Annotated in this window: 15 protein-coding genes and 1 pseudogene; 3 read left to right on the top strand and 13 right to left on the bottom strand. The window is 72.4% G+C overall.

The window, feature by feature from the left end:
• The 12 genes from ACZ7LB_RS28475 to ACZ7LB_RS28530 all read right to left on the bottom strand — a co-directional run.
• The coding region (locus ACZ7LB_RS28475; protein ID WP_471472082.1) for a DUF7507 domain-containing protein at window positions 1-6151 on the bottom strand (6151 nt) is incomplete at its 3' end.
• A 952-nt stretch (window positions 6152-7103) separates the two neighbouring features.
• Window positions 7104-8240 carry an FAD-dependent monooxygenase gene (locus ACZ7LB_RS28480; protein ID WP_471472083.1) on the bottom strand — a complete coding sequence of 379 codons (1137 nt, stop codon included), beginning with the start codon at window positions 8238-8240 and terminating at the stop codon, window positions 7104-7106.
• Between the two features lie 381 nt (window positions 8241-8621).
• Complete coding sequence (locus tag ACZ7LB_RS28485) at window positions 8622-9191, bottom strand: GTP-binding protein (RefSeq protein WP_161224824.1); 570 nt, start codon at window positions 9189-9191, stop codon at window positions 8622-8624.
• A 6-nt stretch (window positions 9192-9197) separates the two neighbouring features.
• Window positions 9198-9554, bottom strand: coding sequence for a DUF742 domain-containing protein (locus tag ACZ7LB_RS28490; RefSeq protein WP_161224828.1), 357 nt, complete (start codon window positions 9552-9554; stop codon window positions 9198-9200).
• 44 nt (window positions 9555-9598) lie between these two features.
• On the bottom strand, window positions 9599-10042 hold the full coding sequence (locus ACZ7LB_RS28495; protein ID WP_161224823.1) for a roadblock/LC7 domain-containing protein: 444 nt from the start codon (window positions 10040-10042) through the stop codon (window positions 9599-9601).
• Complete coding sequence (locus ACZ7LB_RS28500; protein WP_471472084.1) at window positions 10039-13449, bottom strand: sensor histidine kinase; 3411 nt, start codon at window positions 13447-13449, stop codon at window positions 10039-10041. Before ACZ7LB_RS28500 ends, ACZ7LB_RS28495 begins: the two co-directional genes overlap by 4 nt.
• A 305-nt stretch (window positions 13450-13754) precedes the next feature.
• A complete protein-coding gene (gene gdhA / locus ACZ7LB_RS28505) occupies window positions 13755-15113 on the bottom strand; it encodes an NADP-specific glutamate dehydrogenase (RefSeq protein WP_471472085.1) in 1359 nt (452 codons plus the stop codon).
• A gap of 600 nt (window positions 15114-15713) precedes the next feature.
• A complete protein-coding gene (locus tag ACZ7LB_RS28510; RefSeq protein WP_471472086.1) occupies window positions 15714-16088 on the bottom strand; it encodes a DUF6087 family protein in 375 nt (124 codons plus the stop codon).
• Window positions 16089-16219: 131 nt separating this feature from the next.
• Window positions 16220-16411, bottom strand: a complete 192-nt coding sequence (locus ACZ7LB_RS28515; RefSeq protein ID WP_471472087.1) for a DUF397 domain-containing protein — start codon at window positions 16409-16411, stop codon at window positions 16220-16222.
• A gap of 20 nt (window positions 16412-16431) precedes the next feature.
• Window positions 16432-16629, bottom strand: coding sequence for a DUF397 domain-containing protein (locus ACZ7LB_RS28520; protein WP_471472088.1), 198 nt, complete (start codon window positions 16627-16629; stop codon window positions 16432-16434).
• Between the two features lie 30 nt (window positions 16630-16659).
• Window positions 16660-16872 carry a DUF397 domain-containing protein gene (locus ACZ7LB_RS28525; protein ID WP_471472089.1) on the bottom strand — a complete coding sequence of 71 codons (213 nt, stop codon included), beginning with the start codon at window positions 16870-16872 and terminating at the stop codon, window positions 16660-16662.
• Window positions 16869-17741 carry a helix-turn-helix domain-containing protein gene (locus ACZ7LB_RS28530; protein ID WP_471472090.1) on the bottom strand — a complete coding sequence of 291 codons (873 nt, stop codon included), beginning with the start codon at window positions 17739-17741 and terminating at the stop codon, window positions 16869-16871. Before ACZ7LB_RS28530 ends, ACZ7LB_RS28525 begins: the two co-directional genes overlap by 4 nt.
• A gap of 156 nt (window positions 17742-17897) precedes the next feature.
• Here ACZ7LB_RS28530 and ACZ7LB_RS28535 point away from each other — a divergent pair, with 156 nt between their 5' ends.
• From ACZ7LB_RS28535 to ACZ7LB_RS28545, 3 genes are all read left to right on the top strand, one after another.
• A complete protein-coding gene (locus tag ACZ7LB_RS28535; protein WP_471472091.1) occupies window positions 17898-18431 on the top strand; it encodes an ATP-binding protein in 534 nt (177 codons plus the stop codon).
• Window positions 18432-19215: 784 nt separating this feature from the next.
• Window positions 19216-20163: a LysR family transcriptional regulator gene (locus ACZ7LB_RS28540; RefSeq protein WP_471472092.1), complete on the top strand. Its 948-nt coding sequence runs from the start codon at window positions 19216-19218 to the stop codon at window positions 20161-20163.
• Between the two features lie 113 nt (window positions 20164-20276).
• Window positions 20277-21635, top strand: coding sequence for a carbohydrate-binding protein (locus ACZ7LB_RS28545; RefSeq protein WP_471472093.1), 1359 nt, complete (start codon window positions 20277-20279; stop codon window positions 21633-21635).
• A 353-nt stretch (window positions 21636-21988) separates the two neighbouring features.
• Here ACZ7LB_RS28545 and ACZ7LB_RS28550 read toward each other — a convergent pair.
• Window positions 21989-22426, bottom strand: a pseudogene (locus ACZ7LB_RS28550) (Lrp/AsnC family transcriptional regulator); the annotation flags it as partial.
• Window positions 22427-22552 lie beyond the last annotated feature (126 nt).

Below are 22552 nucleotides of genomic sequence, written 5' to 3' on the forward strand. Positions count from 1 at the left end.
GCGACACCGGCGGCTCACCGGAGGGCGGCGTACCCGTCGCCGTCGCACTGTTCTCCACCGAGCCCTGGTCCACGTCGGCCTGGGTGACCGTGTAGGCGGCGGTGCAGGTCACCGTGTCCCCGGGAGCCAGGGAAGCGGCGTCCTCCGGGCAGTCGACCTCGCCGAGCTTGCCGCTGCCGGTGAACTCTCCTTCCTTGACCTTGACGTCGGTGATCGTGACGTTGCCGGTGTTGGTGACGGTGAAGTCGTAGGTGACCTCCTCGCCCAGGACCAGCCTGTCGGGCTCGGCACTGCGGCCGGTCTTGACCACGCTCAGACCCGGCTCGGCCGGCGGCGTGACGGTCGTCTCCGACGGAGGCGACACCGGCGGCTCACCACGAGGCGGAACACCCGTCGCGGTCGCCGAGTTGGACAGCGTCCCCGCATCGATGTCGGCCTGGGTGACCGTGTAGGCGGCGGTGCAGGTCACCGACGCACCCGGCGCCAGCGAACCCGCCCCGGCCGGGCAGACCACCTCGCCGAGCTTCCCACTGCCCGTGAAGTCGCCCTCCTTGATCTCGATGTCCTTGATCGTGACGTTGCCCGTGTTCGTGACCTCGAACAGATAGGTGATCTCCTCACCCACCGCCGGATCAGCCGAAGAGGCCGACTTGACCACCGACAGACCCGGATCGTCATCCGTCTCCACCGTCGTCTCCGACGGCGGCGACACCGGCGGCTCACCGCTGGGCGGCGTACCCGTCGCCGTCGCCGAGTTCTCCACCGAACCGGCGTCCACATCGGCCTGGGTGACCGTGTAGGCGGCCGTGCAGGTCACCGACGCACCCGGCGCCAGCGACGCCGCGTCCTCCGGACAGTCCACCGCACCCAGCTTGCCGCTGCCGGTGAACTCACCCTCGACGACCTTCACGTCCTCGACCGTGACGTTCCCGGTGTTGGTGACGGCGAACCGGTAGGTGATCTCCTCACCCACGACCAGCTTGTCGGCGGAGGCGGTCTTGACGACCGCCAGCGCGGGCTCGGCCGGCGCCGGAACGGTCACCTCGGACGGAGGCGACACCGGCGGCTCGCCCCGCGGCGGAGTACCCGTCCCGGTCGCGGAGTTGGTGATCGACCCGGCGTCCACATCGGCCTGGGTGACCGTGTAGGCAGCCGTGCAGGTCATCTGCTCGCCGGGGGCCAGAGCCGCGGCCTCGTCGGCGGGACAGACCACCGCGCCCAGATCACCGTCACCGGTGAACTCGCCCTCGTCGATCTTCACGTCCTTGACCGTGACGTTGCCGGTGTTCTTGACGAGGAAGGTGTAGGTGATCTCCTCGCCGAGGACCAGCTTGTCCGGCTCCTGGGTGGTGGCGGACTTGACCACGGACAGACCCGGGTCGTCGTCGGTCTCCACGATGGTCTTCGACGGCGGCGACACCGGCGGCTCACCGGTGGGCGGGGTGCCGGTCGCGGTGGCGGAGTTCTCCACCGAGCCGGCGTCCACGTCGGCCTGCGTGACCGTGTAGACAGCCGTGCAGGTCACCGTCTTCCCGGGGGCCAGAGAGGCGGCCTCCTCCGGACAGTCCACGGCACCGAGCTTCCCGCTGCCGGTGAACTCGCCCTCGTCGACCTTCACGTCCTTGACCGTGACGTTGCCGGTGTTGGTGACGGCGAACCGGTACGTGATCTTCTCACCGGCCACCAGTTCGGCGGCGGACGCCGACTTGACCACGACGAGACCGGGCTCCGGCGGCGACGGGATGGTCACCTCGGACGGCGGGGACACCGGCGGCTCGCCCCGAGGGGGAGTACCGGTCGCCGTCGCGGAGTTGGTGATCGAACCCGCGTCCACATCGGCCTGCGTGACCGTGTAGGAAGCGGTGCACACGACCGTGCCGCCCGGCGCCAGCGCACCGGCCCCGGCAGGACAGTCCACCGCGCCGACCTGGCCGCTGCCGCTGAACTCACCCTCGTCGATCTCGACGTCGGTGATCGTGACGTTGCCGGTGTTCTCGACGAGGAAGGTGTAGGTGATCTCCTCGCCGAGGACCAGCTTGTCCGGCTCACTGGTGGAGCCGGTCTTCACCACGGACAGACCGGGGTTGTCGTCGGTCTTCACCGTCGTCTCCGACGGCGGGGACACCGGCGGCTCACCGCTGGGCGGCGTACCCGTCGCCGTCGCCGAGTTCTTCACCGAACCCGCGTCCACATCGGCCTGTGTGACCGTGTAGGCGGCGGTGCAGGTCACCGTCTCGCCGGGAGCCAGGGACGCGGTCCCCTCCTCCGGACAGTCCACGGCACCGAGCGGGCCGCTGCCGGTGAACTCACCCTCGTCGACCTTCACGTCCTTGACCGTGACGTTCCCGGTGTTGGTCACGACGAAGCTGTACGTGATCTCCTTCCCGGCGACCAGCTTGTCCGTGGAAGAGGACTTGACGATCTCCAGCGCGGGCTTCGGCGGCGACGGGACGGTCACCTCGGACGGAGGCGACACCGGCGGCTCGCCACGGGGCGGAGTACCGGTCGCGGTCGCGGAGTTGGTCATGGAACCGGCGTCCACATCGGCCTGGGTGACCGTGTAGGCGGCGGTGCAGGTCATCTGCTCGCCGGGGGCCAGGGCCGCGGCCTCGTCGGCGGGGCAGTCCATCGCGCCCAGGTCGCCGCTGCCGCTGAATTCGCCCTCGTCGATCTTCACGTCCTTGACCGTGACGTTGCCGGTGTTCTTGACGAGGAAGGTGTAGGTGATCTCCTCACCCAGGACCAGCTTGTCCGGCTCCTGGGTGGCGGCGGACTTGACCACCGACAGACCCGGATCGTCGTCCGTCTCCACGATGGTCTTCGACGGCGGCGACACCGGCGGCTCACCGGTCGGCGGGGTGCCCGTCGCCGTCGCGGAGTTCTCCACCGAACCGGCGTCCACATCGGCCTGCGTGACCGTGTAGACGGCCGTGCAGGTCACCGTGTCCCCGGGAGCCAGGGACGCGGTCCCCTCCTCCGGACAGTCCACCGCGCCGAGCTTGCCGCTGCCGGTGAACTCGCCCTCGTCGACCTTCACGTCGCTGATCGTGACATTGCCCGTGTTGGTCACCGTGAAGCTGTAGGTGATCTCGTCACCGGCGACCAGCTCGGCCGCGGAGGCCGACTTCACGACCGCCAGCGCGGGCGCGGGGGATTCGGTGATGGTGACCTTGGACGGCGGCGACACCGGCGGCTCACCCCGAGGGGGAGTACCGGTCGCGGTGGCCGAGTTCTCCACCGAGCCCTGGTCCACATCGGCCTGCGTCACCGTGTAGGAGACGGTGCAGGTCACCGTCTCGCCGGGAGCCAGGGACGCGGTCCCCCCCTCCGGGCAGTCCACGGCACCGATCTTGCCCTGGCCGGTGAACTCGCCCTCCTCCACCGTCACATCGGTGAGGGTCACGTTGCCCGTGTTGGTGACGGCGAAGCTGTACGTGATCTCCTCACCCGCCACCAGCCGGTCGTCCGAAGCGGTCTTGACGATCTCCAGCGCGGGCTCCACCGGCGCCGGGACGGTCACCTCCGACGGCGGCGACACCGGCGGCTCACCCCGCGGCGGCGTGCCGGTCACGGTCGCCGAGTTCGTGATCGAACCGGCGTCCACATCGGCCTGCGTCACCGTGTACGAGGCGGTGCAGGTCATCTGCTCGCCCGGGGCCAGGGCCGCGGTGCCTTCCGCGGGGCAGTCCATCGCACCCAGATCGCCGTCACCGGTGAACTCGCCCTCGTCGACCTTCACGTCCTTGACCGTGACGTTGCCGGTGTTCTTGACGAGGAACGAGTAGGCGATCTCCTCGCCCAGGACCAGCTTGTCCGGATCCTGGGTGGTGGCGGACTTGACCACGGACAGACCCGGGTCGTCATCCGTCTCCACCGTCGTCTCCGACGGCGGCGACACCGGCGGCTCACCGGTCGGCGGGGTGCCCGTCGCGGTGGCGGAGTTCTTCACCGAACCCGCGTCCACATCGGCCTGCGTCACCGTGTACGTCGCCGTACAGATCACCCGCGCACCCGGAGCCAGCGAGGCGGCCCCTGCCGGGCAGGTCACCTCGCCCAGCTCACCGTCACCGGTGAACTCGCCCTCGTCCACCGTCACATCGGTGAGGGTCACATTGCCCGTGTTGGTCACCGTGAACCGGTAGGTGATCTCCTCACCCGCCACCAGCTTGCCGGCGGAAGCGGTCTTGACGACCTTCAGCGCGGGCTCGGAAGGAGCCGGGACCGTCACCTCCGACGGAGGCGACACCGGCGGCTCACCCGACGGCGGCGTACCCGTCGCCGTCGCCGAGTTCGTGATCGACCCCGCGTCCACGTCCTCCTGCGTCACCGTGTACGTCGCCGTACAGGTCAGCTGCTCACCGGGGGCCAGGGCGGCCGCGGCCTCGGCGGGACAGTCCACGACCGGCGGCGTGCCGGAGCCGGTGAACTCCGCCTCCTCGATCCGCACGTCCTCGATGGTGACGTTGCCGTTGTTGGTGACCACGAAGGCGTACGTGATCTCCTCGCCGACGACCAGTTCGCCGGGGCTGCTGCTCCGGCCGGACTTGACGACCGTCAGCGACGGCTCGGGGGTGACCCGGACCGTCGCGGAGTCCGGCGGGGAGGTGATCGGGGCGGCCTCGTCCGGCGGGGTGCCGTGTCCGGTCGCGGTGTTCTTGATGGAGCCCGCGTCCAGGTCGGCCTGGGTGGCGGTGTAGGTGGCGGTGCAGGTCAGCGTGGCGCCGACGGCGAGCGGACCGGCCGGGCACTCGACCTTGGGCGCGGTGCCGGTGCCGGAGAACGAGGTCTCCGTGACGCCCGGGTCCGTCAGGTCGACGTTGCCGGTGTTGGTCAGCAGGAAGGAGTACGAGACCTTCTGCCCGGCCTCGGTCACGGTGTCCGGGTCGGCCGACTTCGCCACGGTCATGGCGGGCTCGACGGCGCAGCTCTTGACCGAGGACTGGTTGTTGGCCGGGGTCGGGTCCTCCTCGTTGGCGAGGACGCTGCCGGTGTTGGTGACGCAGCCGGTCATCGAGGCGGGGCTGTCCGCCAGGACCGCGACGGTGCTCTCCGTGCCGGCCGTGGTGCGTCCGCCGACACAGGTCAGCGTGTTCCCGGCGACGGTACAGCCGGGCGTCGTGGTCCGGACGTTGGTCAGCGGCGCCGGGAAGGTGTCGGTGACGGTGTAGCCGCTGGCGTTGCCGGGGCCGTTGTTCTTCACCGTCAGCGTGTACGACACGGTGGAGCCGGGCTTGAACTGGCCGGGCCCGGTCTTCCTGATCGAGAAGTCGGTCGGCAGACCGGGCGAGGCGGCGCCGTCGTTGTTGCCGCTCGCCGGGCCGGGGGCCCGCGACACGAGGGTGAACGAGGGGTTGGCCGCGGCCGGATTGGTGATCCGGACCTGGTAGACGATGCCGGCGTTGTCGGAGATGCCGATGTTGCCGTTGCCGAAGGTCCAGTTCGCCCCGAAGGCCGAGTTGGTCGGCGTCAGCACCACGGGGTTGAAGATGGTGACCGTCTTGACCGCGCCGGCGCCGAGCAGGTTCACCCGGACCATCTGCCCGGCGGGGGTGGCGCCCCAGAAGTAGCCGTCGGCGTAGGTGAGGTCGGACGCGACCGGGACCGCGGACAGCTTGATCGTCGCGGTGACCTGGCCGTTGGCCGGATTGATCCGGTAGGCCGTGTCGAGCCCGCTGCCGCCGACGTAGAAGCCCCCGTCGGGGCCGAAGCTGCCCCAGTTGGAGCCGGAGGCCAGCGTGCTCGTGCCCACCCGGGTGACGACGCCGCCCTGGCCGATCCGGATGACCGAGGCGGGCGGGATGGTGGTGCTGCCCGTGGCGCCGCCGATGCCGTACAGGTAGTTGTTGGCGGTGTTGTACCCGATGGAGTTGTAGTTGATGGCGGAGGCGGCGCCCTCCGGCTGGAAGGTCACGCTGCCGGAGGCACCGGTGACGGCCTTGTAGAGACGGGTCGGAAGCTCCTGCCCGACGAAGACCGTCGGGTCGGCCGGGTCGAAGGGGCCGCCCGGCGCGGCCTGCGTCTGCGGCGCGACGACGAAGGGCGCGACGAACGCGCCCGCGGTGAGGATCAGCGCCATCGCCAGCAGCCCGAGGAGCGAGCGTCTGTGGCGCCTTCTGTGCCGCCCGGGGCGGCTGCGCAGTGCGGCGGTCATGCGGCGTCCTCCGGATTCCGCCGCGGTATGCCCCGCGGCCTGTGGGCGTGCCGTGCGATCGGGTCGCCGTGGAGCGCGGGAGGGCCCGCTCCGTGTCCGGGCCGGCGTGGCCGCCCTCGCCCGACCCCCGTCGCCTTCGCGCCCGGCCCTCTCCTCGCGCAGTCCATACCGGAATCTCCCCTTCAGAACATGACGAAGGTGTGCGTCTGCCTCAATCCACCGCACACGCACCCGAGTCAAACAAAGGAGAACCCGCCCAGAAAGGACAACAGGCGGCTTATGAAGTCATGTTTCACATCTTTCAATACTTTCGATGAGGTACCGCCCCGAATCCCCTCAACCGATCGGTCGACACCCCGCTCCCCGCACCGCTCCCCCACCTCTTCCCCACCGGGGTCCCGGGCGGGCGCGCGTCTATGCCCCAACCTCCGTACCGCGACTTGGATATGACGGGGCTTCGATCGCGACGGACGGTGACGGTCCCCGGCGACACCGGACGGACGGAAGCGGGGCGCGCCCCGGCACGGAGGGCGCCGCGCCTACCGAGTGCCGTACTCGGGAGGGCGTCGCACCTCCCGAGCACGGCACCACCGCCGGGCCGTGCGGGGTCGGCCGGACGCCTTCGCCCCGTTCACGGTCGGCACCGGCGCGGTGACGAGACGGCGGACGCGGCCCGCGCCCTCCCCCGGCCGGAGAGGTCACGGTCCGGGGCGGGCCCGCGCGGCTCCCGGGGGCCGCCGGAGCCCGGGGTGTCCGGCACCGGCGCGGAGGGGCCGGAGCCCGGGGTGTCCTCGGCACCGGCGCGGAGGACACCCCGGGGCCGCCGCCCGCCGGGGCCGGGGGCCGGGCCGGGCAGCGCAAAGGGGGGACGGGGTCTCCCCCCGTCCCCCCTGTCACGTGTCACGTGTCACCGCGTCGTCCCGGGCGCCGGGTCACCGCGTCCGGCGTGGGATCAGTACGGCTTCACCAGGACGTGGGCCGCGCCCGGGATGCCGATCCTGAGGAGTTCGTCCTCCTCCGGCGTGGTCGGCGAGCCCGTCTCCTGGCGGAGGACCGCGCGGGACATCGCCTGCACCCACATGGCGCGGGGGCGCCGCCGGGCCTCCCACGCGACGAGGGCCGCGGGCACGTCCGCCTCGGCGTCGAGGGACTCCGCGAGGACGATCGCGTCCTCGACCGCCATGGCCGCGCCCTGCGCGATGTGGGGGGTGGACGCGTGCGCCGCGTCACCGGCGAGGACGACCCGGCCGACGTGCCAGGGCTCCTCCACCGTCACCTCGGAGACGCGGGAGTAGACCACGTCCTCCGGTCCGGTGACCATGGCGAGGGCCTCCGCGATGGGGCCGGAGAACATGGTCAGCCGCTCGGCGAGCTGCTCGTGCGCCCGCTCCGGATCGGGCCGGAAGTCGGCGTGCTCGGCGAACACGGTGCCCAGGTACATGAGTTCGTCGGTGATCGGCGTGAGCAGGGCCTTGGCCGCCTGGCCGGCGGTGCCCATCACCACGCCCCGCACCTCCGGCAGCCGCGGCATGGTGACCCGCCAGTTGGCGAAGCCGGTGTAGCGGGGCTCGTACCGGTCCCCGTACAGCCGCCCGCGCAGCGGCGAGCCGATGCCGTCGAAGCCGACGACGAGGTCGTACCGCCCGGTGGTGCCGTCGGAGAGGGTGACGTCGACGCCGTCCCCGTCGTCGGTGAGGTCGCTGATGGTGGTGGCGAACCGCACGGTCGCCCCGGCGGCCGTGGCCGCGCCGCCCAGGATCCGGGAGAGCGCGGGGCGCGGGATGCCGTTGTTGGAGGGGGCGTCGCCCATGCGGGGCTGGGGTATGCGGGCCAGCGCGTTGCCGGCCGGGTCGGCGATGGTCAGGATCTCCCATTCGAAGCCGGCCGCGAGGCACTCGTCCAGCACGCCGATCTCCCGCATGACGTGCAGCGCGTTGGACGGCTGGATGATGCCGACGCCGAGCGCCTCCAGCGCCGAGCGGAGTTCCGCGACCTCGACGGTGTGGCCCCGGCGGGCGAGCGCCGTGGCGAGGGTGAGGCCGCCGATGCCGCCGCCGTGGATCAGTACGCGCAGGGGTGTTGCTGCCATCTCGGTGTCTCCTGGAGGGGTGGGAGTTGGGGAGAGGTGCGAGGGGTGGAACGGAACGGGCGGCCACCGGGCGGGGAACCCGGCGACCGCCACCGCGGGAGCCGCCGCCGGGAGGACCGGCGACCGCGCCCGGAGGACGGCACCGGAGTCCCAGTGACCGCCACGGGAAGGGAGCGGCGGCCCGAGGGCCCGTCGGCCGCCGCCGGACGGTGACCGCGGCCGGTGACCGCCGCCCGGGAGGCACGGTGGCCGGGGCCCCGGCGCACCACGACCGGCACGGGACCCGGCGGCCACCGCGGGCCCGGCGGCGTCGCCGTGGGCCCGGCGGCGTCGCCGTGGGCCCGGCGGCCACCGGAGGCCCGGACCGATGGACGCCGGGGCTCAGCCGGCCGCCGCCGGAAGGCTCATCAGGTGGTCGACGAGGGCGAGCAGCACGTCCTTGCCGAAGTCCCGCCGCCGCACGTCGCCGATCAGCAGCGGCACGTGCGGGTCGAGGTCGAGCGCGGCCCGGATCTCGTCCGCGCTGCGCGTGTTGTGCCCGTGGAAGCAGTTGATGGCGACGACGAACGGGATGTCCCGGCTCTCGTAGAAGTCGATGGAGGCGAAGCTCGTCTCCAGGCGCCGGGTGTCCGCGATGACGACACCGCCGAGCGCGCCGTTGACGAGGTCGTTCCACATGAACCAGAAGCGTTCCTGGCCCGGGGTGCCGAACAGGTAGACCACGAGTTCGTCGCTGACGGTGATCCGGCCGAAGTCCAGCGCCACGGTGGTGGTGTCCTTGGAGGCGACGCCCGCGAGGTCGTCGACTCCGATGCTGGCCTTGGTGAGGTACTCCTCGGTGCGCAGCGGTTCGACCTCGCTGACCGCGCCGACCAGCGTGGTCTTGCCGACGCCGAAGCCGCCGGCGATGAGGATCTTGACGGCGGCGGGTGCCGCCTGACTGTCGTTCATGTCGGTTCAGAGTCTCCGGAGTCCGTCACGTACGGCGGCCAGCAGGTTCATGTCGGCCCCGCCCGCCGCCCGGGCCACCCTGAGCGGCGCGCGGGCGGTGAGCAGTCCCTGGCCGACGAGGTCGCCCAGGAGGATCTTGGTCACCGAGACCGGCAGGTCCAGCCCGGCGGCGACCTCCGCGACCGCGGCCGGGTGGCGGCACTGGTCGAGGATGGCGCGGTGCTCGGGCTGGAGCCTGCCGGGGCGCAGCGGGACGCCCCGTTCGTCGAGGGGTTCCTCACGCGTGGTCAGGACGGTGATCAGGGTGAAGTCGTCCCGCTCGGGCGCGGTCCGGCCGCGGGTGATGGTGTACGGCCGGACCATGGTCCCGCCGTCGTCCTCCGCGTCCTCGTCGTCCCAGTAGGGGTTCACGCGTGCGACCCGTTCCCGGTGCCGGTGCCGAAGGCGTCGAAGTCGCCGCGCACCGGGGTGCCGAGCTTCTGTCCGACCTGCTGGACGAGGTTGTGCATGGCCAGCGACATGACCTCCGCGTCGACCTCCTGGGAGGCCACCACCGCCAGGTGGGTGCCCTGGGCGGCGGCGATGATGAACAGCCACAGGTCCGCCAGTTCCACGATGACCTGGTGCACCACTCCGCCGTCGAAGAGCTGGCCGACGCCCCGGGCCAGGCTCTGCTGGCCGGTGCAGATGGCGGCCAGTCGCTCGGCGTCGGAGCGGCTGATGCTCTGCGAGTGGCTCACGACCAGGCCGTCGTCGGAGAGCAGGACGGCGTTCCTGGTCTCGGCCACCGAACCCACCAGGCCGTCGAGCAGCCAGTCCAGGTCCTGGTGGGTGGCGGGTGTGCGTGTCATGACCGATCTTCTCTCGTGGGATGGGGAGGTACGGACGGCCCGTCGCGGTCGTCGCGCTCCGGGGCCCGGGACGGTGGCTCGTCGGTGCCGCGGGCGGCGCGGGAGCGGCGCTGGAAGGCGCCGATGGTGGCTCCGGCGCGGCGGGGGACGGGCCGCAGCAGCGGGTCGTCCTGCCAGCGGGGCGGCTTGGGGGCCGCGGGCCGCGGGGCGGGGGCGACGCGCAGTTCGTCGGCGAGGCTGGCCTGGCGCACCCGGCGCGGCAGCGGCGGTTCGGAGCCGCCGCCGGGGCCGGAGGACGGACCGAGACCGGTGCCGCCACCGCCACCGCTGCCCGGGGTGGTCCCGGCGGGGGCCGGGGGCAGCTGGTCGGTGTAGGGGCGCAGGCCGGTGATGTACTGCACCGGCTGGGCCGGGGGCTCCGGGGTGCCGGGGTCCGCCGGGCCGGAGGCGCCGGTGTCGTAGCCGTGCCGGGGTGCCGGGGGCAGCTCGCCCGCGAAGGGGCGCCCCGTGCGGGGGTACGGCGAGGGGGTGGCGCCGGGGTCGCCGGGTGCGCGGTGGGTTCCGCCGCCGTATCCGCCGGAGGGCGGGGCGCCGGCGGTGCCGTAGGGCTGGACGGGATCGGGGCCCGTGCCGTAGGGCTGGACCGGCTCGGGGCCCGTGCCGTAGCCGGGGACGCCGTGGGCGGGGACCGGCGGGGCGGGGGGTTGCTCCGCGCTGCCGAAGGGGTGCCGCACCTCGGGCCAGGCGCCGGTGGCGGCCGGGAGACCGGAGCCGTCCTGCGCCGGGAGGCCGGGGGTGGTGGAGAGGTGTCCGGGGGTGCCGGACTGGGGGAAGCCGGAGCCGTGGGGGGCGGGGTGGCCGCTCCCCGTGCCGTCCGTCGCGGGGTGGCCGGAGGGCGGGAAGCCGCCCCCGGAGAGCCCGTCGCCGGGGAAGCCGCCGCCGGGGAGCCCGGCACCGGCCGTGCCGGGGGCCGCGAAGCCCTCCCCCGCCGCGCCGGCCGTGCGGTCGCCGGGGACGCCGGCGGTGCCGGTGGCGTCGAAGCCGTTGCCGGCGTATCCGCTCCGGGTGGCCCCGCTCCGCGCGAAGTCCGTGCCGGAGCCCGGGGTTTCCGGGAAGCCCGGGGCGTCCGGGAAGTCCGACGGGACGGCGGAGAAGTCCGGCGAAGGGGCGGAGAAGTCCGACGAGGTGGCGGGGAAGTCCGGGAAGTCCGCCCCGAAGCCGTCCTGACCGGAGGTCCCGGCCCCGCCCGCCGTGCCGTCGGCACCGGTGGCGCCGGACGTGCCGGGCAGGTCGTCGGCCGTCCGCGGGTACAGCGGATCGGCGGTGTCCTCGTCCGCCTCCGCCCCGCCCGGCTTGAGCACGGTGACCTGGGCCATGGCCCGGCCCTGCACCCGGCGCGGCAGTGCGCCGCCCGGGCCGGGCTCGGCGGCCGAGGGGGCGGGCCCGGTGGGGGCGCCGACCGCGGCGGGGACGGGGGTGGGGCCGGTGGGCCGCCCGTCCTGCGGGGCGACGGTCAGCTCGTGCGGGACGAGCATGACGACGCGGGTGCCGCCGAAGGCGGAGGTGCGGAACTCGACGCGCAGGCCGTACTGCGAGGCGAGCCGCGCGACCACGTGCAGGCCGAGCCGGATGTCCTCGGAGTGGGCGAGCAGGTCCAGCCGGGGCGGGCGCGCCATCAGCGCGTTGACCTCGGCGAGCTGGTCCTCCTCCATGCCCAGACCGCGGTCCTCCACCTCGATGGCGAGCCCGCGGCTGACCGCGGCGGCCCGGACCTCGACCTGGCTCGGCGGCCGGGAGAAGCTGAGCGCGTTCTCGATCAGCTCGGCCAGCACGTGCGAGACGGGTCCGACCGCGCGGGCGGCGAGCTCGGGGCCGCCGTCGAAGTCGAGGACGACGCGCTGGTACTCCTGCACCTCACCCTGGGCGGCGCGCATCACGTCGAGCAGGGGCACCGGCTTGCGCCAGCGCCGGTGCGGGGTACCGCCGGCGAGGATGACGAGGTTCTCCTCGTAGCGGCGCAGGCGGGCGGTGAGGTGGTCGAGGTCGAAGAGGCCGTCGAGCACCTCGGCGTCCTCGTGCCGGCGCTCCATCGTGTCCAGCTTCTTCATCTGCTGGCCGATGAGCTGCTGGGTGCGGCGGGCGATGCGCTGGAGCAGCCGCTCGAAGCCTCGGTGCTGGTCGGCCTGGCGGACGGCGGCCTGGAGCGCGCTGGTGCGGGCGAGGTTGAGGGCGTGGCCGAGCTGGGTCAGCTCGTCCTTGACGCGGTCGCCGCCCTCCTGCTCGATGGCGCGGGCCTCGGCCTCGACGTCGATCCGCTCACCGGCGGCGAGCCGCTCGACGACCTCGGGCAGGGCCTTCTCCAGGGCCTCGGCCTGTTCGTGCAGACGGCCGATGCGGGTGCGCAGGCTGCGGGTGAGGCGCCAGGTGGTCCAGATGACGGCGACGACGGCGAGGAGGCCGACGACACCGGTGAGGGCCAGCTTGAGCAGCAGGGACTTGATGGAGCTGATGCCGTTGGAGACGACGAGGTCGGTGCGGTGCTCGCCGAGCCGTTCGAGCCTGGGCATCAGCTCGTCCATGGCGCCGCGCCAGGTCTTCTCGTCGGCGCCCAGGGCGACCATTCCGGCGGAGTCGGCGCCGCGCGGGGTCAGCAGCGCCTGCTCGACGCGGGTCTTGTCCTTCCACGCCTGACTGCCCGTGATCTCCTGCCACATGGCCTTCTCGTCCTCGGGGAGGTACGGGAGGATCTTGGCGGAGTGCATGAACGTCTGGGCGGAGACGGCCTGCTGGACCTGCTGGAAGTCTGTGGTGCTCAGCTTGCCGCCGCTCCAGCCGCGCGCCAGCAGGGCGTCGCTGCGGGAGATCATCTCGCGGTTCCAGAAGAGGTCCACGAGGGGCTGCGAGAGCGTGGTGACCTTGCCGTTGTCCACGTGGCTGAGCGCCGCGAACAGCTTCAGGTCGACCGAGATCAGGTCGGTGTAGTAGCGGTAGACGACGTCCTGCTGGTCCTGGTCGCCGTCGTCGACGAGCGACCGCTGCGCGGAGAGCTGGCCGATGGCGCTGCGCGCCTGGGAGACCGCGTCGAGGACCTCTTCGGGGGCGTCGTCGGCGGAGACGTCCGAGGCGGAGAGGAAGGTGGTGACCGCCTTGTCCGTCAGCTTTCGCTGCGCGGCCAGTTCTTTGGCGGCCCCGGGGCGGTCGGCCAGCACCTCGGCGCTGAGCCGTCGTTCCCGCTGGAGGTTGTAGTAGACGATATTGGACGGCTGACCGGCCTTCTGTGCCAATTGTCCCTGGGCGGCCTGTCGTTGAAAGTCGAAGAACGTCTGGCCGCTGCTGACCGCCCATAGGGCGACAAGTGCGATACCAGGAACGAAGGCCAGGACCAACAGGGCTGTCCGCAGCGACATGGAAGTCGTGCCGGTCCGCCGTGACGCGCGCGTGCGCAGAGCGAACTCCTTAACGAGAGGCCGACTTCGGGGGATCGGCCAAAAACGGTGCGGAACTACGACGGCTGAATACTAATCACATTGCGGATACGACATGTAACTGGCCCCACATGAGCAACTTCGTTCACACACAACACCTTCATACGCCATCCAGACAGCGAGAAGCCGCCATCGGAACCCCTCCGGGGGGCTCCGATGGCGGCTTCTCGACGGTGCGGGCCGGCCGGGCGGACCGGCTCAGCGACCGGCTGACGTGCGGTGGATCATCAGATGACGCCCTGCGCAAGCATGGAGTCGGCCACGCGCTCGAAGCCCGCGATGTTGGCACCGGTCACGTAGTCGCCGGGGGCGCCGTAGCGCTCGGCGGTCTCGTGGCAGGTGGTGTGGATGTCGTTCATGATGTGGGCCAGCTCGTCCTCGACCCGGCTCGCCGTCCACGCGGTGCGGGCGTGGTTCTGCGCCATCTCCAGCGCGCTGACGGCGACGCCGCCCGCGTTGGCCGCCTTGCCGGGGCCGAAGGCGACGCCGGCCTTCTGGAGCAGGTGCACGGCCTCGGGGGTGGTGGGCATGTTGGCGCCCTCGGAGACCGCCTTCACCCCGTTGCGGATCAGGGTGGCGGCGTCGTTCTCGTCCAGCTCGTTCTGCGTGGCGGACGGGAGCGCGAGGTCGGACGGGACGTCCCAGACGCTGCCGCCGGGCACGAAGCGGGCCGAGACGCCGCGCCGCTCGGCGTAGTCCGCGACGCGTCCGCGCTCGACCTCCTTGATCTGCTTGAGCAGCTCGACGTCGATGCCCTTCTCGTCGACGACGTAGCCGGAGGAGTCCGAACAGGTGATGGCGTTGGCGCCGAGGGCCGCGAGCTTCTCGATCGTGTAGATCGCGACGTTGCCGGAGCCGGAGACGACGGCCGTCTGGCCCTCCAGCTCCTCGCCGCGCTCGCGCAGCATGGCGGCGGCGAACAGCACGTTGCCGTAGCCGGTGGCCTCCGGGCGGATCAGCGAGCCGCCCCAGCCCTGGCCCTTGCCGGTGAGCACACCGGCCTCCCAGCGGTTGGTGATCCGCCGGTACTGGCCGAAGAGGTAGCCGATCTCCCGGCCGCCGACGCCGATGTCGCCCGCGGGGACGTCGGTGTGCTCACCGATGTGCCGGTACAGCTCGGTCATGAAGGACTGGCAGAACCGCATGACCTCGGCGTCGCTGCGCCCGTGCGGGTCGAAGTCGCTGCCGCCCTTGCCGCCGCCGATGCCGAGCCCGGTGAGCGCGTTCTTGAAGATCTGCTCGAAGCCCAGGAACTTGATCACGCCGAGGTTGACCGACGGGTGGAAACGCAGACCGCCCTTGTAGGGGCCGAGGGCGCTGTTGAACTCGACGCGGAAACCGCGGTTGACCTGGGTGCGGCCCTGGTCGTCCTGCCACGGCACGCGGAAGATGATCTGCCGCTCGGGCTCGACCAGTCGCTCGATGAGGCCCGGCTCGGCGTACTCGGGACGGGCGGCCACCACGGGCGCCAGCGTCTCCAGCACCTCGTGCACGGCCTGGTGGAACTCGGGCTGGGCCGGATTGCGCTGCTCGATCTCCTTGAGCAGGTGGTCGAGCGTGGTCCTGGTCTCGCTACGAGTCGTCACGAGAGTCCTTTCTGGCACGGCTGACACCGGAAATCGGTGCGGGTGAGCGTCTACTCCGATTCCGGCCCGGTGAGGGGCGCTCGGCGCCGTTGCCGCGCGCGGGACACATAGGTGTTACGCGCATGAAAACACCCCGGTCCGTGTCCCGTGACCAGGGTGCCCACGATGTGAGACCGTACCGCCGGGATTCGGCGGCTCCGTCTGGCCTTCTATGGTATTACGCCGCGAAAGCCCTGCCGCAGGAATGCGACGTACGACACCCGCACCCGGGTCACGGTGCCGGGCGGAGGCCGAGGACGGCGGGGATGTGCCGTGCAGAGCGGTCGAGCAGGTGCCGAGGGCGACAGCGACCTCGGCACGAGTGTTCCCATTGTTCCCGCCCGCGTAACGGCTCATGCACCGGGTCGGCTCATACTGTGCGCTCACACGGATTCGCGGTCCGTGACACGGGGGTCGCGCGGGGCCGGAGAGGCTCCGCCCCGGTGCTCCCCCACCACCCCCCGCGCCGGCGGAACGACCCCGGGCACCACGGCCCGGCCGGGGGGCCACTGCCCGGCCCCGCACGGACCGGACCCCGCGCGGGGCACCGCGGGCGATGCCTCAGGGCCGATACCAGGGCCTGGTGGGGCGCCAGGGGGGAGGCAGGAACGGCAGCCGGCCGAACGTCGGCAGCGGTACCTGTCCGGCGCGGGACGCCGTGTCCGGGCCGGTCTCGTCCGCCGCCGCCCGCAGATCTCCGGCGACTCCGGCCGGTGTCCACTCATGGCCGTCCCATTCCCGGACACCACGGAGGGTGTCCGGGTCGGCATGGGCCCCGTGCCCGGATTCACCGAGTGAAACGGCGCGCCGCTGGTGCCGGACGGCTCCGCGCCCGGCGGGCCGCCCACCCGTCGAGAGGTTCGTCTTCCATGGGGTGCTCCATCCCGTCGGGTGTGGAGTGCCGGAGGCTCCGGCGGCTACACCGTCGCCGGCCATCCGCCGCGCGACAGCGTCGTCGTGCCATCGGGGGCGATGCTCACCCTCGCCCCGCGGACCGCCGGTTCACCGCGGTCCGGTCACCGTTGGCGGACGGCCTCCCGCCGGACGGCTCCACGACAGGACGACGGTCAGAGGCGTTCCACGAACGACGTCCACGCCGGCGCGGCCAGAGCCAGGCGGGGGCCTGCGGTGACGGGGGCATGCTTGGAGTCACGGACATGGACGGCGGCAGGCGCCAGAGCGACCTCGACGCAGGACTCGCCGTCGGGACCACTGCTGTAGCTGCTCTTGAACCACGCCAGCTCGCACCCGGCGTTCATGTTCCCTCCCACGGGTGACCTCAGTACCGGACGTGCTCCACGAACGACGCCCACGCCCGCGCGGCCAGGACCAGACGAGGACCTGCGCTGACGGGGGCATGCTTGGAGTCACGGACATGGACGACAGCAGGCACCAGAGCGACCTCGACACAGGACTCACCGTCGGGGCCGTCGCTGTAGCTGCTCTTGAACCACACCAGATCGCACCCGGCGTTCATGTTCCCCTCCTGCTCCTGCGGATGGCTTCGCTACCGGACGTGCTCCACGAACGACGCCCACGCCCGCGCGGCCAGGACCAGGCGAGGACCTGCGGTGACGGGGGCATGCTTGGAGTCACGGACATGGACGGCAGAAGGCGCCAGAGCGACCTCGACGCAGGACTCGCCGTCGTTGCCGCCGCTGTACGTGCTCTTGAACCACGCCAGCTGAGAGGGGCCCTCGGCAGTGGTCTTACGGATCATGTCTCTCCCAGCAGTTTCTTGATGAAGGCCAGCGACTCTCTCGGAGAGAGGGCCTGCGCCCGGATGGTGCCGTATTTGAGTTCAAGGACTCGCAGGTGCTTTGGCTCGGCGGTCGGTCGGCTGAACGCGCCGTCGGACCGCCCCACCGCCGTACCGTCCGGAAACTTCAGCAGTTCGATGCGACCGTCCAGACCTGAGTGGGTCTCGCAGTTCATCGGCATCACCTGGAGCACAACGTTGTGCAACTGCCCTACCTCTAACAGGCGTTCAAGCTGCCGACGCCACACCATTGTGCCCCCGATGGGCCGCCGCAGGGCCCCTTCTTCCAGGACGAAACTCAACGCGGGCGCCGGCGAGCGCTCGAAGATCGACTGCCGAGCCATCCGAGCCGCCACCATGCGCTCCACGTCGTCCGGCGCATACGGCGGTTGCGCCGCGCCGATGACCGATCGTGCGTGATCCGGCGTCTGCAACAAACCTGAGATGATGTTGCACTCGTACACCCCGATCTCGACCGCCTGCGCCTCCAGCCTCGCGAGGTCCCGGACCTTCTTCGGGTACCGGACCTTCTTCACGTCCGCCCAGGCCGCCGCGATCAGGCCCCCCGCTTCGAGGATCTCGTCGGCCATCACCAGGTAGTCCTGGCGGGGGATGCGCTTGCCGCTCTCGATCTTGTAGACCATGTCCTCGCCATAGCCCACCCCCGCGCCGAACTCGGCGGCGCGCAGGCCCCTGGCCTCGCGGCGCATCTTGATCTGCCGCCCGACCGTCGCGAGGACCGCGAGGCCCCACTCGTCGTCCGGGTCGGCCTCCCAGCCCGGCTCGTCGGTCTCTTCCCCGAGGCGGACCGCCTCCGCTTCCCGCGCCATGCCGTCTCTCTTCGTCGCACTCTCCTGGCCGCGCCAGCGCCTTCCCCGCACGCCCCTGTCGACAGCTCCGGACACACCGGACGAATCCCGGACAGTCACCGTACGTACCCGCTGAGTCACTTCCCACCCTACGCCGATCCGGCCACTCTGGGTAACGTGAATCAGAAAACGGCCGAACCCACGACGACCGCCCGGCACTTCGCCGTCCAGCTCTCCCCCACCCCGCGCGGGGCCCGCCTCGCCCGGCTGCTCGCGACGGAGCAACTCCGCTCCTGGGGGCTGCCGCTGGACCCGGCCCGTCAGGTCGTGGCCGAGCTGGCGGCCAACGCGGCGACCCACGGGCGGGTCCCGGGGCGCGACTTCCGGCTCCTGCTCCGCGTCACCGCGGACGTACTGCGCATCGAGGTCGTCGACACATGCGGTGACCGCCCGCCGCGCCCCGGCAGCCCCGGCCGGGACGCCGAGTCGGGGCGCGGGCTGCTGCTTGTGGAGGCGCTGGCGGACCGCTGGGGCGTCATCACCGGCCCCGCCCCGCGCAAGACCGTCTGGGCGGAACTGCGCCTCGGCGCACCGGGACCCGGTCCGTCGGGACGCGGGGCAGCGGGCGGCCTTTCCCGGGAATTCCGGGAAGTGAACGACGCGCCGAACCCGCTCTTCCCCCACGTCGGACCATCTCACCCGACCGAGTGAATATGCCCCCTTGTCGGGTTTCGCGGACGGATTCCCGACCTGCGCCCGGGGCCGACTTCACGGACGGGCCGGCCCCCGCCCGGACGACAACTCCGAGCGGGACCCGATCATCGCTCCGGAACCTCCCCGATGGGCGGAAAGCCCGGCGCGCGAAAGCACACCCGGTACGCCTTTGGCGGCGATTCCGCCCTGTTCGCGTCCCCGTGACGGCGTCCTCCACGAGAACACCCGGAACACCCGCCATTTCGCGGTGATCGGTCGACTTCCGCTCCGGCTGGGGGAAATGCCGACCGCGGTGACCGCGCCCACCCCTCCGGTCCCGGCTCCGGCTCCGGCTCCGGCTCCGGCCGACGCTCCCCGCCGACGGCACCGCCCGCCTCGTCCCGGCGTCGCCGCCCGGCCGGAGCGTGGGGTTTGCGCCACGCCGTGCGGCCCGCCCCGACCACCGGACGACCCGCCGGGGCACCGCGCCCTCCGCACCCGTCGGCCCACCGTCCGCCCGCCGCCCCCGGGGCCCCGCAGGGCCCCGCCCCGGCCCCGACGGCCCCCGCCGGGACCTGCGGAACCGCGACGGCCGCCACCGCCGCCTCCACGCCCCCGAGAGGCCGGACCACCGCCCCGACCGCCGCGCCGCGGAACCGGGCCGAGGCCCCCGAACTCCCCCCAAGAGCACCCGAATCGGACGGCTCACGGCACCAACGGCAGGCCGTGATCAGTTGTCCGAAGTTACAGAGGTCCGGACCAACCCCTTGCCCCCACCCCGTGGGCGTCGCAAGCTCCCCTCATGGAGCTGGAGTTGCGGCATCTCAAAACGGTCCGGGCCATCGCCGACGCCGGCAGCCTCACGAGGGCGGCCACGGCGCTCGGCCTTGCGCAGCCCGCGCTGAGCGCACAGCTCAAGCGGATCGAACGGACCCTGGGCGGCGCGCTGTTCGAGCGCGGGCGGCACGGGGTGCGGGCCACGGCGCTGGGCGAACTCGTCCTGGAGCGCAGCCGGATCGTGCTGCCCGCGGTCACCGAACTGCAACAGGAGGCGGCCCGGTTCGCGCGCATGCCCCGTGCCACCGGGCGGTTGCGCCTCGGCGGCACCCACGGCCCGTTACTGGGAGCGCTGGTGGACCGCCTGGCGGATGTGACACCGGACGCCCGGATGACGACCTGCACCTCGTGGTCGGAACGGGACCTGGCGGAACAGCTGATCTCCGGACGGCTCGACTTCGCCCTGGCCGGCACCTGCGGCTCGGCCTCCCCGCCCGGCGGCGAGGGGCTGATCTGGCGGGAGGTCGCCGTCGACCCGGTGTTCGTCATGCTCCCCGAGGGCCACCGGCTCGCGGACCGACCGGAGATGGACCTCACCGAGCTGACGGACGAGGAGTGGGCCTGCGTCCCCGGCGACGGCTGCTTCGGCGACTGCTTCACCGCCGCCTGCGCCCGTGCCGGGTTCACACCGCGCCGCATGTACGAGACGGACACCTCCTCGGTCGTCCACCTCGTACAGGTCGGACGTGCCATCGGCCTGTGCCGTGCGACGTTCCCCACCTCACCGGGTATCGTCACCCGTCCCCTTCGCGGCACCCCTCTGTCCTGGCGCCACCTCCTCGGCTGGCACACCGCGACGCAGTGCGCGGAGACCGCCTCGACGGTGCTCACCCAGGCCCGGATGGCCCATGCCGGAGTGGCCGCGCGCAGCGACAGCTACACGGAATGGCTGGCCGCGCACCGCGTTCCTTGACGCATCCATAACGCCGGGGGAGGGGCCGACCGAGGTCTTACCCGCGCCTCCCGGCCCTTCCTACGGTTTCGGCACCTCCCCACGAGTACCACCGAAACCGAGGAGACTCCCCCATGCTCCACCTGCACACCAGAGCCGTGGGTGCCGCCGCTGCGGCGTCCGCCGCGCTGCTCATCGCCGGTCTGACCAGCTCCGCGAGTGCCAAGACCGCCGATGTCCCGGCCGCACCCTCCGCCGCCCAGACCCTGCGCACGGACTCGACCTCCGCCTCCGTGCTCAACGCGATGCAGCGCGACCTGGGCCTGACGCGGAACCAGGCCGAGCGTCGCCTCGTCAACGAGGCCGAGGCCGGTGCCGCGGCCGGAAGCCTCCAGCTGAAGCTGGGCTCCGACTTCGCCGGCGCCTGGGTCAACGGCGCCGATTCCGCCACCCTGACCGTGGCCACCACGGACGCCCGCGACGTCTCCGCCATCGAGGCGCGCGGCGCCAAGGCGAAGGTCGTCGGCAACACCCTGGCGCAGCTCGACGCCGCCAAGGCCCGCCTGGACCGCGCCGCGAAGACCACCAGCGCCAAGGACGCGCCGGTCTGGTACGTCGACGTGCGCACCAACACCGTCGTGATCGAGGCCGTGCGCCCCGCCGCGGCCCGTTCGCTGCTCTCCGCGGCCGGTGTCGACGCCTCCCTGGCGCGCGTCGAGGCCCGCACCGAGCGTCCCCGCACCTTCTACGACCTGCGGGGCGGCGACGCCTACTACATCAACGGCGGCAGCCGCTGTTCGATCGGCTTCCCGGTCACCAAGGGCACCCAGCAGGGCTTCGCCACCGCCGGTCACTGCGGTCGCGTGGGCGCCCCCACCACCGGTTCGAACCAGGTGTCCCAGGGCACCTTCCAGGGGTCCACCTTCCCGGGCCTCGACCAGGCGTGGGTCGCCACCAACTCCAACTGGACCGCGACCCCGTACGTCAACAGCTCCAGCGCCCAGGTGGCCGGTTCCACCGTCGCGCCGGTCGGTTCCTCCATCTGCCGTTCCGGTTCCACCACCGGCTGGCACTGCGGCACCGTCCAGCAGCTCAACACCAGCGTGACCTACCAGGAGGGCACCGTCTCCGGTGTCACCCGGACCACGGTCTGCGCCGAGCCCGGTGACTCCGGCGGCTCCTTCATCTCCGGCAGCCAGGCCCAGGGCGTCACCTCCGGTGGCTCCGGCAACTGCCGCTCGGGCGGCGAGACCTTCTTCTACCCGATCAACCCGCTGCTCCAGAGCTACGGCCTGACCCTGAAGACGGCCGGCGGCGGCGGCGACAACGGCGGCGGCGGCGAGCAGCCGGGCGGCACCTGGAAGGCCGGCACCGTCTACAAGGCCGGCGACACGGTGACCTACGGCGGCTCCACCTACCGCTGCCTCCAGGGCCACCAGGCCATCTCGGGCTGGGAGCCCAGCAACGTCCCGGCTCTCTGGCAGCGCGTCTGACCCTCCGAAAGCCCCCACAGGGGACGACGGGGGAACGGGTCCGGGCGTGCGTGGGAGAGCGCCCGGACCCACCCCGGCACCGCCCCCGGCACCACTGAGCACCCGCACCATCCAGTTCCGAACCCTCCTCAGAGCCCCGGTGGCCCCCACAGGCCACCGGGGCTCTCCCCTGTGCCCGCCGGGGCCCTGTGCCCGTCAGGGCCCGGTCAGGTCCGGGTGCGCCGTCGCCGGGTCCCGTCAACCGACGGCCGACGGCTGCCGACGGCGCCTCACCGCGCGGCGGAGGACCGGCGCCCCCGCTCCGGGCGCTCCGGGCGCCGCCCGGGCCGCTCCGGCGGGACCGCCGCCGCCGTGACCGCGCGGTGCGCCAGCGGGCTGGAGTAGACGACGCTGGTCGTCACGGAGCCGAGTCCGGCGATCCGCCCGGTCGTCGTCTCCAGATGGCGCATGGAACGGGCCACGACCTTGAGCACGAAGCAGTCCTCGCCGGTGACGTGGTGCGCCTCCAGGATCTCGGGCGTGGCCGCGACGAGGTCGTGGAAGGGCCGGTAGTTGCCCGTGGGGTAGCGCAGGCGGACGAAGGCCAGGATGCCGAGCCCCAGCCGCTCCGGGTCCACCACGGCCGAGTAGCCGCGGATCACCCCGCTCTCCTCCAGCCGCCGCACCCGCTCGGTGACGGCGCTGGCCGACATGGACACGGCCCGCGCCAGCTCGGCGTAACTGGCCCGCCCGTCCCGTTGCAGGGCCTCCAGGATGCGCAGATCGGTCTCGTCAGGGGAAACAGCGGTCATGCGCCATGACTACCACGGGATCCCCGGCGTACGGCGCGCGGCACCGTGCGTCCCCACTTCCCGCCCACCACTACGCTGCGTAGCGTTCCTGCCATGGACACCCCACCCCCGAACCCCACGGAAGCC

It is taken from the genome of Streptomyces sp. NPDC107521 (assembly GCF_055598485.1).

Excerpts from the sequence above, each read along its gene's own strand:
- ACZ7LB_RS28480 (WP_471472083.1), bottom strand. The coding sequence starts at position 8,240 with ATGGCAGCAACACCCCTGCGCGTACTGATCCACGGCGGCGGCATCGGC.
- ACZ7LB_RS28485 (WP_161224824.1), bottom strand. The coding sequence starts at position 9,191 with ATGAACGACAGTCAGGCGGCACCCGCCGCCGTCAAGATCCTCATCGCC.
- ACZ7LB_RS28490 (WP_161224828.1), bottom strand. The coding sequence starts at position 9,554 with ATGGTCCGGCCGTACACCATCACCCGCGGCCGGACCGCGCCCGAGCGG.
- ACZ7LB_RS28495 (WP_161224823.1), bottom strand. The coding sequence starts at position 10,042 with ATGACACGCACACCCGCCACCCACCAGGACCTGGACTGGCTGCTCGAC.
- ACZ7LB_RS28500 (WP_471472084.1), bottom strand. The coding sequence starts at position 13,449 with ATGTCGCTGCGGACAGCCCTGTTGGTCCTGGCCTTCGTTCCTGGTATC.
- ACZ7LB_RS28510 (WP_471472086.1), bottom strand. The coding sequence starts at position 16,088 with ATGGCCGGCGACGGTGTAGCCGCCGGAGCCTCCGGCACTCCACACCCG.
- ACZ7LB_RS28515 (WP_471472087.1), bottom strand. The coding sequence starts at position 16,411 with ATGAACGCCGGGTGCGAGCTGGCGTGGTTCAAGAGCAGCTACAGCAGT.
- ACZ7LB_RS28520 (WP_471472088.1), bottom strand. The coding sequence starts at position 16,629 with ATGAACGCCGGGTGCGATCTGGTGTGGTTCAAGAGCAGCTACAGCGAC.
- ACZ7LB_RS28525 (WP_471472089.1), bottom strand. The coding sequence starts at position 16,872 with ATGATCCGTAAGACCACTGCCGAGGGCCCCTCTCAGCTGGCGTGGTTC.
- ACZ7LB_RS28530 (WP_471472090.1), bottom strand. The coding sequence starts at position 17,741 with ATGGCGCGGGAAGCGGAGGCGGTCCGCCTCGGGGAAGAGACCGACGAG.
- ACZ7LB_RS28540 (WP_471472092.1), top strand. The coding sequence starts at position 19,216 with ATGGAGCTGGAGTTGCGGCATCTCAAAACGGTCCGGGCCATCGCCGAC.
- ACZ7LB_RS28545 (WP_471472093.1), top strand. The coding sequence starts at position 20,277 with ATGCTCCACCTGCACACCAGAGCCGTGGGTGCCGCCGCTGCGGCGTCC.